Origin of the sequence: Aeromicrobium sp., from assembly GCF_023146395.1 — a bacterium.
Taxonomy (GTDB): domain Bacteria; phylum Actinomycetota; class Actinomycetes; order Propionibacteriales; family Nocardioidaceae; genus Aeromicrobium.
In genome coordinates this window covers 57,559-71,183 of record NZ_JAGLCD010000012.1, presented here as the reverse complement: position 1 = coordinate 71,183, position 13,625 = coordinate 57,559, and the positions used below count along the sequence as shown (strand labels likewise).

Here is a 13,625-nt window from a genome sequence, read left to right as displayed (position 1 = left end):
GGGTCAGACCTCGTCCCACGGGTCGGCAGCGTCCTCCTCGGCCGCACGCCGCTTCGCCTCCGCGCGGGCCTGGTCGCGCTGGGTGATCTGGTAGGCCAGCGCGCCGGCCACGACGACGACGGCCGCGAGACCGCCGTACTGCGCCCAGCCGTCCTCGAGCGTCAACGTGCCCCAGCCCAGCAGCACGGCGATGACGAGCAGGCCCCACGGAAACGGTCGGTCCACCCCGCCACCGTACCGAGCGGCAGGCTGGCAGACTCATCGTCCATGACCGCCGGCCCCACGTCTTCCATGCCCCGCGGACTCGCCCTGTGGCTCGCGGGCGCGCGTCCCCGCACCCTCCCGGCCGCCGTCGCCCCGGTCGCCGCCGGCACCGGCGCGGCCGTGCTCGCCGACGGATTCGTCTGGTGGAAGGCCCTGCTCGCCCTCGGGGTGTCGCTGGCCCTCCAGATCGGGGTCAACTACGCCAACGACTATTCCGACGGCGTGCGCGGCACCGACGACGACCGGGTGGGTCCGCTGCGCCTGGTCGGTTCCGGCCTCGTGCCGGCGAGGCGGGTCAAGGCGGCCGCCCTCGGCTTCCTGGCCCTCGGCGGTGCGCTCGGGCTCGTGCTCGCCGCCACGACGACGTGGTGGATCCTGCTGATCGGCGCCGCAGCCCTCGTCGCGGCCTGGACCTACACCGGTGGCCCGTCCCCCTACGGCTACCGCGCGCTCGGCGAGGTCAGCGTGTTCCTGTTCTTCGGGCTCGTCGCCGTCGTGGGCACGACCTTCGTCCAGGTCGAGGAGGTCACGGCGGCCAGCGTGCTCGCCGGAGTCGGCGTCGGCGCCCTGGCCTGCGCGATCCTCGTGGCCAACAACCTGCGCGACATCGCGACCGACACCGTGGCGGGCAAGCGCACCCTCGCAGTCCTGCTCGGGGACGCCCGCACCCGAGGGTTCTACGTGGTGCTCGTGGTCGTGGCGGTCGCGACGGCCGCCGCCCTCGCCGTCACCGCGACGCCGTGGGCCCTCCTCGCCCTGCTGTTCGCGCCGCTCGCCGTGCGGGGCGTGCGGGTCGTGACCTCCGGCGCGACCGGCCCGGCGCTGATCCCCGTGCTCCAGTCGACGGGTGTCGCCGAGCTCGTCTTCGCCCTCGGCCTCACCGTCGGCCTCTGCCTCGCCTGACGCACCGAGAGGGCGGTGAATCAGCAACCCTCTGAGCCGCGGGTGAGGTTGGGTGCTCACCGCCAGCGTCGAGGAGCCGTGGCCGCTGGTCGCTCACCCAGAACGACGGAGTCAGGCCAACCGACCGGTGGCGTCGTAGGTCGCGAGCTGGTCCGCGAACGGGGCGGGGTCGATGCCCTGGGCCGTGACCCAGGCGGGGTCGGCGTGGCTGGCCCGGTAGCGCTCGCCCCCGTCGCACAGCAGCGACACGATGCTGCCCGACTCCCCTGCCTCGGCCATGCGCGTCGCGAGCACGAGCGAGGCCCACACGTTGGTGCCGGTGGAGGGCCCGACCTCTCGACCGAGCCGCGCCGACGTCCAGGCCATCGCCGCGAGCGAGGCCCCGTCGGGCACCTGCAGCATGTCGTCGATGACGCCGCCGACGAAGGACGGCTCGATGCGCGGGCGGCCGATGCCCTCGATCCGTGACGTCGTGGTCGTGACGACGTCGGAGGAGTCGGCAGCCCACCCGGCGTGGAAGGCCGAACCCTCCGGGTCGGCCACGAGGATCCGCGTGTCGTGGCGGCGGTAGCGCACGTACCGGCCGATCGTGGCCGAGGTTCCTCCTGTGCCGGCGCCGACCACGATCCAGGTCGGCACGGGGTGGGACTCGGCCGCCATCTGCTCGAAGATCGACTCGGCGATGTTGTTGTTGCCCCGCCAGTCCGTGGCGCGCTCGGCGAACGTGAACTGGTCCATGTAGTGACCGCCGCACTCGGCCGCGAGTCGACGGGCCTCGTCGTAGGTGTCGGAAGCGGACTCCACGAAGTGGCAGCGGCCCCCGTGCCACTCGATCAGCGCGACCTTCTCCCGGCTCGTCGAGCGCGGCATCACGGCGACGAACGGCAACCCCAGGAGCCGGGCGAAGTACGCCTCGCTGACGGCCGTCGATCCGCTGGACGCCTCGACCACCGTCGAGCCGGGTCCGAGCCAGCCGTTGCAGATCGCGTAGAGGAACAACGACCGGGCGAGCCGGTGCTTGAGGCTGCCGGTCGGGTGGACCGACTCGTCCTTCAGGTAGAGATCGACGCCCGCCGTGGGCAGGGCGACGGCGTGCAGGTGGGTGTCGGCGCTGCGATTCGCATCGGCCTCGACGACCCGGACCGCCTCGGCGATCCAGGCCCGCTGCTCAGTCGACGTCTTCGGCACTGCGCGACTCCTCGATGCGGGCGGAGATCTTCTCCGCCCGCTCCTGGACCTGCAGCGCGAGCGCCTCGCGCTGGCGGGTCAGGAGCACGAATCCCAGGGCCGACGACACGACCATCGCGACGAACACGACGACCAGGTTGGTCATCTCGCTGAACTCCAGCAGGCCGAATCCGAACCCGACACCCGCGAGCACGGCGTACGTGCCGGCGAGGAGTCCGAGTCGGGCAAGCGTGTAGGTCCAGAACGGCGACATGACGCCAGCGTAGTCAGCCTGCGCGCAACGGCCGAATCGCTGGGCCGATTCGCTACGGTGTGCGCCATGGGCAAGTTCATCCTGGCGGGCGTCGCGATCGTGCTCGTCATCTACGCCATCTTCGACGCCGCGGCGACGCCGCGCTCCCAGGTCAAGCTCCTGCCCAAGCCCGTGTGGCTCCTCCTCATCGTGATCGTGCCGGTGCTCGGAGCGCTGGCCTGGATCTTCGCCGGCACCAAGCGCCTGCGTCCCGGGCCCGGCCGCGGTCCGCGTCCGCCGCGCGGCCCCGACGACGACCCCGACTACCTCCGCGGCATCTGAGCTCGATGCCGCCGGACTGAGCGCCTGGGGTCACGCCTCCCAGCGGAACAGGCGCGCCGAGATCGTGGCGAACACGGCGGCGAAGCCGAGCAGGATCACGATCGGCAGCACGATCGCCGACGGACCCTGTTCGCGCACCATGACGTCGAGCATGCCCTGGTTGAGGTGCTTGAGCGGCAGGGCGTTGCTGACCGCACGGAGCCACGCAGGTGCCCCGTCCAGCGGGAAGAACGAGCCGGACAGGAACGCCATCGGCAGCACGATGAAGTTGGCCAGACCGATGGCACCCTCCTCGGTCTTCGAGACCGCACCCGCGAGCATGCCGATCGAGAGGAAGGCCAGCGTGCCGGCGAGCAGGAGCGGCACCACGAGCGGCCACCACCCCGAGAGCTGCAGACCGAACGCGCCGACGCCCAGACCGATGAAGATGACCGCCTGCACGAGCGCGATCACCAGGCTCACGCCGACGCGTGCGAGCACGACCGAGCTCGTGCGAACCGGGGCGAGCCGGAGTCGCCGCAGCAGTCCGCTCTTGCGCCACATCACGAGATTGGCCGCTGCGCCGAAGGTCGCACTCATCGCGACGGCCCAGCCGAGCAGGCTCGGCGTGACGTACTGGATGGCCTGGAGGGACTCGTCCTCCACCTGGCTGGCGGTGAACGTGAAGGCCGGCGGCTCGCCCGTGGCCTGCTGGTAGACCGCCGTGTTGGCCTGCTGCACGATCGCCTGCATGACCCCCTGGATCTGCGCACCGGCCACCGCGTCGGCAGCCGAGTAGCGCACCGTGACCTCGCCGCCCTCCTCCGTGACGACCGCCGTGGCGTCACCGTCGCGGACCTTCGCCAGCGCGGCGTCGAGATCGTCCTCGCGCGTGATCGCGATGGCACGGTCGATGGCCTCGCGCGCCTGCGTCGGTGCGTCGTCGATGACCGAGACGTCCCCGACCACGATGACGTCGGCCGGCCTCGACTGACCCTGGTCGGTGAAGATGCCGCCGAACAGCACCAGGAACATCAGGGGGAAGGCGATGGCCCAGAACAGGGTCATGCGGTCGCGCACGAAGCCCTTGAACATCGCGAGGGTGAGCGCCTTCAGGGGCCGGGCCGCCCGCGCGTCACCGGCTCCCGTGGAGGAACCGCTCCGGTCCGGCGCCGCCGTGCTGGTGCCCGTCTCGGGCTCGGTCTCGGTGCTCATGCGCGGTACTCCCGTCCGGTCAGGTCGAGGAAGACGTCCTCCAGCGTGCCCTTGCTGACGCTGAGGCCCTCGAGGGCCTCCCGGCGTCCGAGCTCGGCCAGGACCGTGGCGGGCTCGCGCGTCTGGATGACCAGACCCGAGCCGTCGAGCCTGACCGACTCCGCGCCGGGCAGCCCCCGTGCGTCCTCCAGCGCGATGGCCTCGGCCGCGAGCCCGATCCGGGTCGCGGCGTCGAGCTTGCGGATCAGCGCACCCGGGGTGTCGAGCTCGAGGAGACGGCCGTGGTCGACGATCGCGACCCGGTCGCAGAGCTCCTCGGCCTCCTCCATGTAGTGCGTCGTGAGCACGACCGTGCGACCGGAGTCGTTGATGCCGCGCAGGACGTCCCACAGGTTGCGCCGGGCCTGGGGGTCGAGCGCCGCCGTGGGCTCGTCGAGGAACACGACGTCGGGATCATGCACCAGGGCACACGCGATCGAGAGCCGCTGCTTCTGGCCACCGGAGAGGTCCTCGACCTGGGCCGTGGCCTTCTCGGTCAGGCCGACCTGCTCCAGGAGCTCGTCGAGCCGTGCGGCCGGGACGCCGTAGATCGCGCCGAACGTCTGCAGCTGCTCGACCGCGGTGAGCCGTTCGAAGAACGCCGACGACTGCAGCTGCACCCCGATGCGACGCTGCAGGTCGGGCTCACGCCGGGCCGGGTCGCGGCCCGCGACGCTCACGCGGCCACTGGTGGGGCTGCGCAGACCCTCGATCGTCTCGAGCGTGGTGGTCTTGCCCGCCCCGTTCGGCCCGAGCAGACCGAAGAACTCGCCCGGCGCGACCGTGAAGCTGATGCCGTCGACCGCCGTGACGTCGCCGTAGCGCATCGTCAGCTGGTCGACCTCGATCTGGACTCCCATGGTGCCGACGCTATCGGCACGGGGCACCGGCCCGCGTCCGCCGAAAGTCGGACATCGAACGGTGGCAGAGCAACAGCACGGACCAGGACGCCGGTAGGGGCGGTGAGTGTTCCACCGTACGAGGCGTCAGAGGGTGGATGACTCACCGCTGATGGCGGACAACTCACCGCCCCCTGGTCGTGGGGGCTCAGCGCGGTCGTCGCCTCGCCTGGCCGACCTGCTGCGGCCCATGCCGCTGGTCCGTCAGACTGGCGACGTCAGCTCACTTGGCGTACGAGTGCAGACCCGGGACGAAGATGTTGACGCCGTAGTAGCTGAACAGGAACGTCGCGAAGCCGAGCAGGGCGATGACCGCGGCCCGGCGACCCTTCCAGCCGGCCGTGGCCCGGGCGTGCAGGTAGCCGGCGTAAACGACCCACGTGACGAAGGCCCAGACCTCCTTGGGGTCCCAGCCCCAGTAGCGGCCCCACGCGTAGTGCGCCCAGATCGGCCCGGCGATCAGTGCGCCGAACGTCCAGAGCACGAAGCCGACCGCGTGCGTGCGGTAGGCCAGGCGGTCCATCGCGGCGATCGTCGGCACGCGGCGCAGGATCGGACCGACTGCGCCCCGGTTCTCGGCCCGCTCCTTGAGCAGGTAGAGCAGCGACGCCGAGGCGCCCACGAGGAACAGCGCACCGGCGATCATGACGGCGGCGACGTGGATCACGAGCCAGTAGGAGTGCAGTGCCGGAACGAGCGGACCGGCGGGGACGTAGGCCGACCAGGCCAGTCCGAGGATCGCCAGACCGAAGCCGGTCACGAGCGGGGCGATCCACTGCACCGACGTGATGCGGACGAGCACGAGGTACACGACCAGGGCGATCGAGACCCCCGTGAGCCCGAACTCGTACATGTTGCCCCACGGCACGCGCTGCGAGGCGAGCGCGCGGGTCACGACACCGGCGACCAGCAGACCGGTGGCGACGACCGTGAGCGCCACGCCGACCCGGCTGAGGACCGCGCTGCGCGGGGGGACGTCGTCGTCCTCCGGCGGGGCCACGGCGACCGTCCCGGGCGCGCCGGAACCGGCCGCTGCGGCGACAGGCTCGACGGCCTCCTGGCGGACGAAGAGCAGCTCACCCAGGTGGGCGAGGAACGCCAGCGCGAGCACGACGGTGCCCGAGGCGACGGCGTAGTTCGAGAACTCGGCGTAGTCGGCGAGGGTCATGGGGTCTTCTTCTCCTGGGGCTCGAGCTCGTCACGGAGACGGTCGATGAAGGACGTCAGGTCGTCCGGCAGGTCGTCGCGCGGGACGCGGTCGAGCGCGGCAGCCTCCACCACGGTACGCGAGCCGTCCGAGACGGCACGCACCCACGTGCGGCGGGGGCGGACGAACAACGAGAGGATCAGCCCGCCGAGCCCGACCGCGACCCCGCCGAGCGGCAGGCCCGCGAGCGGCGAGGAGCTGATCTGGAACCGGGCGAACTGGCGCAGCTCGGTGAACTCCACGGTCGTGCCGTCGGGCAGCGTGCTCGTCTGCCCGGGCTGCAGCTCGATGCGGAAGGGGTTGCCGTCCTCGTCCAGCACCTGCGTCATCCTGCTCGTGTCGAGGACGTAGACCGACTGCGGCGTGCCGTCGTCCAGGCCCAGGTCGCCCGTCCACGCCTGCAGCGCGACGTACGGGTTCGCGGCGGCCGGGAAGAGCGAGATCGAGGCCGCATCGTCCGACGTGCGCGCCGCGGTGGGCAGGAAGAAGCCCTGCAGTCCGAGCTGCTCGGGGCTGATGTCGGGCACCTTGACGACGCCCCCGGAGGTGTACGTGGCGTCCTCGGGCAAAAACGGCACGGCCTCGTCGAACACGACCGTGCCGGACGGGTCGGTGACCCGGATGACGGGCGAATAGCCCTGCCCGACGAGGAAGATGTCGGTCGAGCCGATCGAGAGCGGGTGGTTGACCCGGATCGAGTAGTCCTGGTCGTCGCCGTCGAGGCCCTCGACGAACGTGCCGTCGGCCTGGAACAGGCGCGGCGCACCCCGCTGCGGACCGTCGCTGACGTCGAACTCGGCGATCAGGTCGTCGAGCTCGAGCGAGAACGGCGGCAGGCTGTCAGGGTCGAACCACGTGCCGGACGTGAACTCGTCGTACTGGGTCAGGACGTTGGAGAAGCGGTCGCCCTCCGTCACGATGACGGCGCCGCGGTATCCCAGCAGCGAGCCGATGGCCACGCCGACCAGCACGACGACGACGCTGACGTGGAACACGAGGTTGCCGAGCTCGCGCAGGTACCCGCGCTCGGAGCGCAGCTCGCCGCGGCCGCCGCCGTCGTCGGTCACGACGTCGACGCGGGCCCGGCCCACGACCCGGCGCGCCGCGGCGAGCACGGTGTCGACGTCGGCCGTGGTCTCGAACGTGCCGGAGGCCGGCAGCCGGTCGAAGCGACGCGGCGCCTGGGGCGGCCGAGCGCGCAGGGCCCGCCAGTAGACGCGGGAGCGCGGCAGGATGCACCCGATCAGCGAGACCATCAGCAGCAGGTAGATCGCGCTGAACCAGGGGGACGCGTAGACGTTGAACGCCCCGAGCTTCTCGAGCCACGGTGACAGGTCGGGATGACGCAGGCGGAAGGCCTCGACGGCCCGCGCGTCGACCCCGCGCTGCGGCACGAACGACCCGGGCAGGGACGCCACGGCGAGCAGCAGCAGCAGCAGCAGGGCCGTGCGCATCGAGGTGAGCTGCGTCCACATCCACCGCAGGAACTCGCGGGTCCCGAGCGCCGGTGCCGTCGCCGTCGTGCGGTCGCGCTTGCTCACCCGGCCGTCCTTGTCCCGATCGTTGCTCACGTGGTCACTGCTCTCACAGGGCGGTGCTGAATCCGCCGGCCCACGACTGGAGGTCGGCGATGATCGCGTCCCACAGGCCCGTCACGAGCATGACACCTACGACAAAGAGTAGTAGACCGCCGGCGACCTGGAACCCGCGCTGGTGCCGACGCACCCATCCGGCCGTGCGGGCGAACCGGGCGAAGCCGAGAGCGGCCAGGACGAACGGCACTCCCAGGCCCAGGCAGTAGACCAGGGTCAGGAACGCGCCACGTCCCGCCGTCGCCTCGTTGCCAGCCAGGGCCAGCACGGCGCCCAGGGTGGGGCCGATGCACGGGAGCCAGCCCAGCCCGAAGAAGACCCCGAGCACCGGCGCGATCGCCACCCCGACCGTGGGCACGGCGTGGATGCGCAGGTCCCGCTGCATCCGCGACCCGAAGCCGAGGAAGACCAGGGACAGCAGGATCACCAGGACGCCCGCGACGATCGAGAACGTGCGCTGGTGCTGCGCGAGCCGCAGGCCGAACGCACCGAACAACGCACCACCCGCGACGAAGATCGCCGAGAACCCGACCACGAACAGCACGGCGCCGAGCACGATCCGGGGCCGCGACTCCCGGTCGAGGTCCTGCACCCCGACCCCCGACACGTAGGAGAGGTAGCCCGGCACCAGCGGCAGCACGCAGGGCGAGAAGAACGAGACCAGGCCAGCGACGACCGCGACGGGAACCGCGAGCACGAGTGAGCCCGACAGGACCGTCTCGCGGAGCCACTCGTTCACGAGCCGCCCTCGGCGCCCGACTCGGCCAGCAGGTCGTCGATGATGCCGCCGAGCGTCGAGGCGTCGACCTCGTCGAGGATGCGGGCCGCGACGCGGCCCTCGGCATCGATGACCCACGTCGTCGGGATGGCCTGGGACGGCAAGGAGTCGACGAAGCGGAGCTCGAGCCCGCCGCCCTCGTCGGAGAAGCTCGGATAGGTGATGCCGTAGGTCTGGTTGAACGCCTCGGCCGCCGCGTCCTTGCTGCGATTGACGATGCCGAGGAACTGCACGTCGTCGGCATAGGCGTCCGAGAGCTCCTTGAGCACGGGCGCCTCCGCGCGGCACGGCGGGCACCACGAGCCCCAGACGTTGATCACCATGACGGTGCCGGTGAAGTCGTCGGTCGAGAGCGGGTCACCGTCGAGATCGGTGCCCGAGAGCTCCGGGAGCTTCTCGCGGTCGTCGGGGTCGACGACCGTGACGGTGCCGTCGGAGCTGACGTACCCACCCGTCGACCCGCTGTTGCCGGCCCCGCTGCAGCCGGCCACGACGGCGAGGCAGGCGAGCACGGCGAGGAGCGGTCGCAGGATCCTCATGCGCCGCCGACGAACTTGCCCTTGAGCGCCTCGGGCAGGAGGTCGCCGGCCGGCTCGGCGTAGGAGAAGCCGGCGTAGTCGTCGCCGTCGAAGGTCAGGCTCGTGATGCTGGCCAGCGTGCACTGTCGCTTGCGCGGGTCGTGCAGGAAGGAGTTGCCCTCATAGGCCTGCCGCGCGATCCACACCGGCAGCTGGTGCGACACGATGACGGCCTCGTGCCCGCGAGCGGCCTCGCGGGCGTCGGCCACGGCCGCTTGCATGCGGTCGGCGATCTCGGCGTACGGCTCGCCCCACGACGGACGCCACGGATTGCGCAGCTTCCACCAGTTCTTGGGGTGGCGGAACGCCTTCGGGCCGGCCCCGACCGTGCGGCCCTCGAAGAGGTTGTCGGCCTCGATCACGCGGTCGTCGGTGACGATCGGGGCGTCGAGGATCTTCGACAGCGGCGCGGCGGTCTGCTGGGCCCGCTCGAGCGGGGAGGCGACGACGTGGACGATCTCGTTCTTGGCGAGGAAGTCAGCGGCCCGCTCGGCCATCTGGTGGCCCAGGTCGCTCAGGTAGAACTCGGGCAGACGGCCGTAGAGCACGCCGTCGGGGTTCTCGACCTCGCCGTGTCGCATCAGGTGCACGATGGTTCGGGTGCTCATGGTGTCCTCGGGTTCGGTGCTCGGTCGTGGGGACGGTCAGGCCGGCTGCGCGGCGGCGGCGGCACGGGCGGCCGCGGGCAGTGCCTCGACGATTCTAGAGAGGGCACCTGAGTCGTGGGCCGCCGAGACGAACCAGGCCTCGAACGCACTCGGCGGGAGGTAGACCCCAGCCTCCAGCATCGCGTGAAAGAACGGCGGGTAGCGCCAGGCTTCCTGCGCCTGGGCGCCCGCGAAGTCGCGGACCTCGTCGACCCCCCAGAAGACGCTGAACATCGTGCCGGTGCGTTGCACAGCGTGCTGCACCCCGGCCTCGGTGAGGGCCTGGCCCACCGCCTCCTGCAGCTGGTCGGAGACCTCGAGCAGGTGGGTGTAGACCTCCGGCGTGGCAAGACGGAGGGTCGTGAGCCCGGCCGTGGTCGCGACGGGATTGCCCGACAGCGTGCCGGCCTGGTAGACGGGGCCGACCGGGGCCAGCAGGTCCATCAGGTCGCGTCGCCCGCCGAAGGCCGCCGCCGGGAAGCCACCGCCCATGACCTTGCCGAACGTCATGAGGTCGGGCGCCCAGCCCTCGACGGCTCCGTCGAGGCCCCACTGGCCGTGGCGACTGGCGCGGAAGCCGGTCATGACCTCGTCGCTGATGAGCAGCGCACCGTGCTGGCGGCAGGTCGCGGAGAGGAAGGCGTTGAACCCGGGCTCCGGGGGCACGACGCCCATGTTGCCGGGGGCGGCCTCGGTGATGACGCAGGCGATGCGGTCGCCGAGCTCGGCGAACGCCGCCGTCACGGCCTCCCGGTCGTTGTACGGCAGCACGACGGTGTCGGCGGCGACGTGGGCCGGCACGCCCGGGGTGCCGGGGATCCCGAGGGTCACGACTCCGGAGCCCGCTTCGGCCAGGAGCGCGTCGACGTGGCCGTGGTAGCAGCCGGAGAACTTGACGACCGTGTCGCGGCCGGTCGCGCCACGTGCGAGGCGGATCGCCGACATCGTCGCCTCGGTGCCGGACGACACGAGCCGGACGCTCTCGACGGGCGTGCGACCCACGATCTCCTCGGCGAGGGCGACCTCGGGCTCGCTCGGCGTGCCGAAGGAGGTGCCCCGCGACACCGCCTCGGCGACGGCGGCCAGCACCTCCGGGTGCGCGTGGCCGAGCAGCATGGGCCCCCAGGACCCGACGAGGTCGACGTAGGTGGCGCCGTCGACGTCGGTCAGGATCGCGCCCGCCCCCGAGCGCATGAAGCGCGGTGCCCCGCCGACGGCGCGGAAGGCCCGTACCGGGGAGTTGACCCCACCTGGGGAGACGGCCTGGGCGCGGCGGAAGAGCTCGCGGGAGTTCGTCGTGTCGGTCACGCCGTCCAGTGTCCCAGCCGGTCCGAGCGGGCCGCGCCCATGGGCCTCGGTCCGGACCGGCCCCGCCCCCGGCCTCCCGCGTCCGCGGAGCCCGGTTCACGCGCGCGACGTAACCCAGATCACGTAGCATCGTTGTACCGATGCCGCTCGCGTGGTGCCGAACGGTCACAGCCAGTTACCATGCGGAGCGGGGGAACCTCGAACGTCGGGGTCGCAGTACCGGAGGGACATTGATGCGGTCAGGAAAGTTGACCCGGTGGCAGAAGGCCGGAGCCCTGGTGCCCATGGCACTGCTCGTCGGCGCGTGGGGCGTGGCCCTGGCGAACTCCGGTCTCGCGTCCGCGACGGACAGCGACGACCCCAGCGACGTCCCCTCCGTTCCGAGCACCGCCTTCGACGATCCCGCGAGCGTCCAGGAGGCCCCCGCCGGCATCGACCCGCGCGCCGGCACTGACGGCACGGTCGCCACCTTGTCGACCGACGGCATCCCCAACGCCGCGCTCTCGGCGTACAAGCGCGCCGAGACGCTGCTCGCCCAGGCCGACGCGGGTTGCCGCCTGCCCTGGAACCTCGTGGCCGCGATCGGCCGCGTCGAGTCCAACCACGGACGCACGGCGGGCAACCAGCTCGACGCTCGTGGCACCGCGACGCCCGGCATCTTCGGTCCGCAGCTCGACGGCACGAACGGCACCGCGAAGATCACCGACACCGACGCTGGCGCGCTCGACCAGGACCCGGTGTTCGACCGCGCCGTCGGCCCGATGCAGTTCATCCCGGGCACCTGGAAGTCGGTCGGTGTCGACGCCGACAACGACGGCGCCAAGAACCCGCAGAACATCAACGACGCCGCGACCGCGGCCGGCATCTACCTGTGCGCCGGCCCAGGCGACCTGAGCAACCCGACCGACCTGCGTTCCTCGGTGCTGCGCTACAACCGGTCGGAGGCCTACGCCGACACCGTCATCGCGATCTCCGAGGCGTACGCGCAGGGCAACTACACGCAGTCGCCCAACAACCTGACCTCGTCGAGCCCGCTCGTGCAGCGCAGCGTCGACCAGTCCACGACGCAGGAGCAGCGCGACGCGGCGGCCCAGGAGGAGACGGCCGCAACCACGCCGACCACGCCGGACGCCTCGACGCCCACCACCCCCGGCTCGACCGGCGGCGGCGGCTCCAGCACTCCTGGCGGTGGCTCGACCGGCGGCGGGGGCAGCACCCCGACCACACCGGCGCCCGGCGTCACGGGCCTCGTGGGTGGTCTGGTGAACGACCTCACGGGCCAGCCGGCCCCCGGATCGACCACCCCGACCGCGCCGCTCGGCAACACGATGAGCTGGCTCCAGGCCCAGACCCAGTGCCTCACGAGCGGGATCTCCGCCCTCGACGTCGCCGGGCTGCTCGCCTGCGTCACCAACCTGCTGCGCTAACCACCTCGCGTGCGACGAGGCCCCCTCCGGAAGCTTCCGGAGGGGGCCTCGTCGCGTCGGGCGGCGGTCACCCCTCCAGGTGCCGGCCCACCTCGACCAGGTGGTCGATCACGGTGCGCACCGCCAGGCGGGCCCGTCGGTCCGGCCGACTGAGCGCCACGATGCTGCGCACCGCCCGCACCCCGTCCAACGGCCGCAGCACCACCCCGGCGCGCGCCCGGGTCGTGAAGCGCGGCAGCAGGGCGAGACCCGCACCGGCGCCCACGAGCGCCTCGACCAGGTGGTTGTCGCGCAGCCGCAGTCGTCGCTCGAGTCGCTCCCCCGTGTGGTTCTCGACCGCGAGGAGGATCGTGTCGAACGGATATCCCTCGGGGACCCCGATCCAGCGGGTGCCGACCAGGTCGTCGGCGTGCAGGCGTCGACGCGACGCGAGGGGATGGTCGCTCGGCAGGGCGACGTCGATCGGCTCCCGCACGAGCGGCGTGCTGACGAGCTGCTCGGCGCCGCTCGGCACGTCACCGGCGAGACTGTGGGCGATCACGACGTCGACGTCCATCGACCGCGCGGCGTAGTCGGCCTCGGCGAGGTCGAAGTCGTCCAGGCGCAGCTCGATCGCCGAGCCGCGCAGCCGCTCGAGCAGGCCCGGGAGCAACGCCTCCCCCGCACTCGGGAGCGTGCCGATCGAGACGGTCCCCCGGGGCTCGCCCAGCTGCGCGTCGAGACGTGCTCGCACCCCGGCGAGCGCGACCCCGACGTCCTCAGCGCCATCAGCCAGGATCGCGCCCGCCGCGGTCAGTCGCACGCCCCGCGAGAACGGTTCGACGAGCGCAGTCCCGAGGTCGCGCTCAGCGGTGCGCAGCTGCTGGGAGACGGCCGAGGGCGTGCGATGGGTCGCGGCTGCGACCGCGGCGAGCGTCCCGCGGTCACGGAGCTCGCGCAGCAGCTCCAGGTGACGAACATCCATGAAGGTAGCCTAAGGGTTTACTTCAGAACTCTTCGCTGGTGCTTCACGCTCACGGCGGCCAGA

The 13,625-nt window shown here is 71.9% G+C and carries 15 protein-coding genes; 3 read left to right on the top strand and 12 right to left on the bottom strand.

The window, feature by feature from the left end; genetic code table 11:
- Nucleotides 1-3: 3 nt before the first annotated feature.
- On the bottom strand, nucleotides 4-225 hold the full coding sequence (locus KAG51_RS10195; protein ID WP_290583279.1) for a hypothetical protein: 222 nt from the start codon (nucleotides 223-225) through the stop codon (nucleotides 4-6).
- Nucleotides 226-267: 42 nt separating this feature from the next.
- On the opposite strand from KAG51_RS10195, the gene KAG51_RS10190 reads away from it, so the two are divergent.
- Nucleotides 268-1,167 carry a 1,4-dihydroxy-2-naphthoate polyprenyltransferase gene (locus KAG51_RS10190; RefSeq protein ID WP_290583277.1) on the top strand — a complete coding sequence of 300 codons (900 nt, stop codon included), beginning with the start codon at nucleotides 268-270 and terminating at the stop codon, nucleotides 1,165-1,167.
- 111 nt (nucleotides 1,168-1,278) lie between these two features.
- Here KAG51_RS10190 and KAG51_RS10185 read toward each other — a convergent pair whose 3' ends face one another.
- Both KAG51_RS10185 and KAG51_RS10180 read right to left on the bottom strand, forming a co-directional pair.
- Nucleotides 1,279-2,355 carry a PLP-dependent cysteine synthase family protein gene (locus KAG51_RS10185; protein ID WP_290583275.1) on the bottom strand — a complete coding sequence of 359 codons (1,077 nt, stop codon included), beginning with the start codon at nucleotides 2,353-2,355 and terminating at the stop codon, nucleotides 1,279-1,281.
- Nucleotides 2,336-2,608, bottom strand: coding sequence for a DUF4229 domain-containing protein (locus KAG51_RS10180; RefSeq protein ID WP_290583273.1), 273 nt, complete (start codon nucleotides 2,606-2,608; stop codon nucleotides 2,336-2,338). Before KAG51_RS10180 ends, KAG51_RS10185 begins: the two co-directional genes overlap by 20 nt.
- A 66-nt stretch (nucleotides 2,609-2,674) precedes the next feature.
- Here KAG51_RS10180 and KAG51_RS10175 point away from each other — a divergent pair, with 66 nt between their 5' ends.
- Nucleotides 2,675-2,929, top strand: coding sequence for a PLDc N-terminal domain-containing protein (locus KAG51_RS10175; protein ID WP_290583271.1), 255 nt, complete (start codon nucleotides 2,675-2,677; stop codon nucleotides 2,927-2,929).
- Nucleotides 2,930-2,959: 30 nt separating this feature from the next.
- On the opposite strand, the gene KAG51_RS10170 is transcribed toward KAG51_RS10175, so the two are convergent.
- The 8 genes from KAG51_RS10170 to hemL form a co-directional block, all read right to left on the bottom strand.
- Complete coding sequence (locus KAG51_RS10170; protein ID WP_290583269.1) at nucleotides 2,960-4,123, bottom strand: ABC transporter permease; 1,164 nt, start codon at nucleotides 4,121-4,123, stop codon at nucleotides 2,960-2,962.
- Entirely contained in the window at nucleotides 4,120-5,022 is a 903-nt protein-coding gene (locus tag KAG51_RS10165) for an ABC transporter ATP-binding protein (protein WP_290583267.1), read from the bottom strand. The genes KAG51_RS10170 and KAG51_RS10165 overlap by 4 nt, the downstream gene beginning before the upstream one ends.
- Before the next feature lie 262 nt (nucleotides 5,023-5,284).
- Nucleotides 5,285-6,229, bottom strand: a complete 945-nt coding sequence (gene ccsB / locus KAG51_RS10160) for a c-type cytochrome biogenesis protein CcsB (RefSeq protein WP_290583265.1) — start codon at nucleotides 6,227-6,229, stop codon at nucleotides 5,285-5,287.
- On the bottom strand, nucleotides 6,226-7,839 hold the full coding sequence (locus KAG51_RS10155) for a cytochrome c biogenesis protein ResB (RefSeq protein WP_290583263.1): 1,614 nt from the start codon (nucleotides 7,837-7,839) through the stop codon (nucleotides 6,226-6,228). The genes ccsB and KAG51_RS10155 overlap by 4 nt, the downstream gene beginning before the upstream one ends.
- A gap of 13 nt (nucleotides 7,840-7,852) precedes the next feature.
- Nucleotides 7,853-8,599, bottom strand: a complete 747-nt coding sequence (locus tag KAG51_RS10150; protein WP_290583261.1) for a cytochrome c biogenesis protein CcdA — start codon at nucleotides 8,597-8,599, stop codon at nucleotides 7,853-7,855.
- Nucleotides 8,596-9,177, bottom strand: a complete 582-nt coding sequence (locus KAG51_RS10145) for a TlpA disulfide reductase family protein (protein WP_290583259.1) — start codon at nucleotides 9,175-9,177, stop codon at nucleotides 8,596-8,598. The genes KAG51_RS10150 and KAG51_RS10145 overlap by 4 nt, the downstream gene beginning before the upstream one ends.
- The gene (locus KAG51_RS10140; RefSeq protein WP_290583257.1) at nucleotides 9,174-9,824 is read right to left on the bottom strand and encodes a histidine phosphatase family protein; all 651 of its coding nucleotides are present in this window, start codon (nucleotides 9,822-9,824) and stop codon (nucleotides 9,174-9,176) included. The genes KAG51_RS10145 and KAG51_RS10140 overlap by 4 nt, the downstream gene beginning before the upstream one ends.
- Nucleotides 9,825-9,860: 36 nt before the next feature.
- Complete coding sequence (gene hemL / locus KAG51_RS10135) at nucleotides 9,861-11,171, bottom strand: glutamate-1-semialdehyde 2,1-aminomutase (RefSeq protein ID WP_290583255.1); 1,311 nt, start codon at nucleotides 11,169-11,171, stop codon at nucleotides 9,861-9,863.
- Nucleotides 11,172-11,404: 233 nt separating this feature from the next.
- Here hemL and KAG51_RS10130 point away from each other — a divergent pair, with 233 nt between their 5' ends.
- On the top strand, nucleotides 11,405-12,598 hold the full coding sequence (locus tag KAG51_RS10130; protein WP_290583253.1) for a lytic transglycosylase domain-containing protein: 1,194 nt from the start codon (nucleotides 11,405-11,407) through the stop codon (nucleotides 12,596-12,598).
- Between the two features lie 67 nt (nucleotides 12,599-12,665).
- On the opposite strand, the gene KAG51_RS10125 is transcribed toward KAG51_RS10130, so the two are convergent.
- Nucleotides 12,666-13,562 (bottom strand): LysR family transcriptional regulator, encoded by an 897-nt coding sequence (locus tag KAG51_RS10125; protein WP_290583251.1) that lies wholly within the window; start codon nucleotides 13,560-13,562, stop codon nucleotides 12,666-12,668.
- Between the last annotated feature and the right edge of the window lie 63 nt (nucleotides 13,563-13,625).

Coding starts and splice junctions, on each gene's coding strand:
- KAG51_RS10165 (WP_290583267.1), bottom strand. CDS start 5,022: ATGGGAGTCCAGATCGAGGTCGACCAGCTGACGATGCGCTACGGCGAC.
- ccsB (WP_290583265.1), bottom strand. CDS start 6,229: ATGACCCTCGCCGACTACGCCGAGTTCTCGAACTACGCCGTCGCCTCG.
- KAG51_RS10125 (WP_290583251.1), bottom strand. CDS start 13,562: ATGGATGTTCGTCACCTGGAGCTGCTGCGCGAGCTCCGTGACCGCGGG.
- KAG51_RS10145 (WP_290583259.1), bottom strand. CDS start 9,177: ATGAGGATCCTGCGACCGCTCCTCGCCGTGCTCGCCTGCCTCGCCGTC.
- KAG51_RS10130 (WP_290583253.1), top strand. CDS start 11,405: ATGCGGTCAGGAAAGTTGACCCGGTGGCAGAAGGCCGGAGCCCTGGTG.
- KAG51_RS10190 (WP_290583277.1), top strand. CDS start 268: ATGACCGCCGGCCCCACGTCTTCCATGCCCCGCGGACTCGCCCTGTGG.
- KAG51_RS10175 (WP_290583271.1), top strand. CDS start 2,675: ATGGGCAAGTTCATCCTGGCGGGCGTCGCGATCGTGCTCGTCATCTAC.
- KAG51_RS10140 (WP_290583257.1), bottom strand. CDS start 9,824: ATGAGCACCCGAACCATCGTGCACCTGATGCGACACGGCGAGGTCGAG.
- KAG51_RS10170 (WP_290583269.1), bottom strand. CDS start 4,123: ATGAGCACCGAGACCGAGCCCGAGACGGGCACCAGCACGGCGGCGCCG.
- KAG51_RS10180 (WP_290583273.1), bottom strand. CDS start 2,608: ATGTCGCCGTTCTGGACCTACACGCTTGCCCGACTCGGACTCCTCGCC.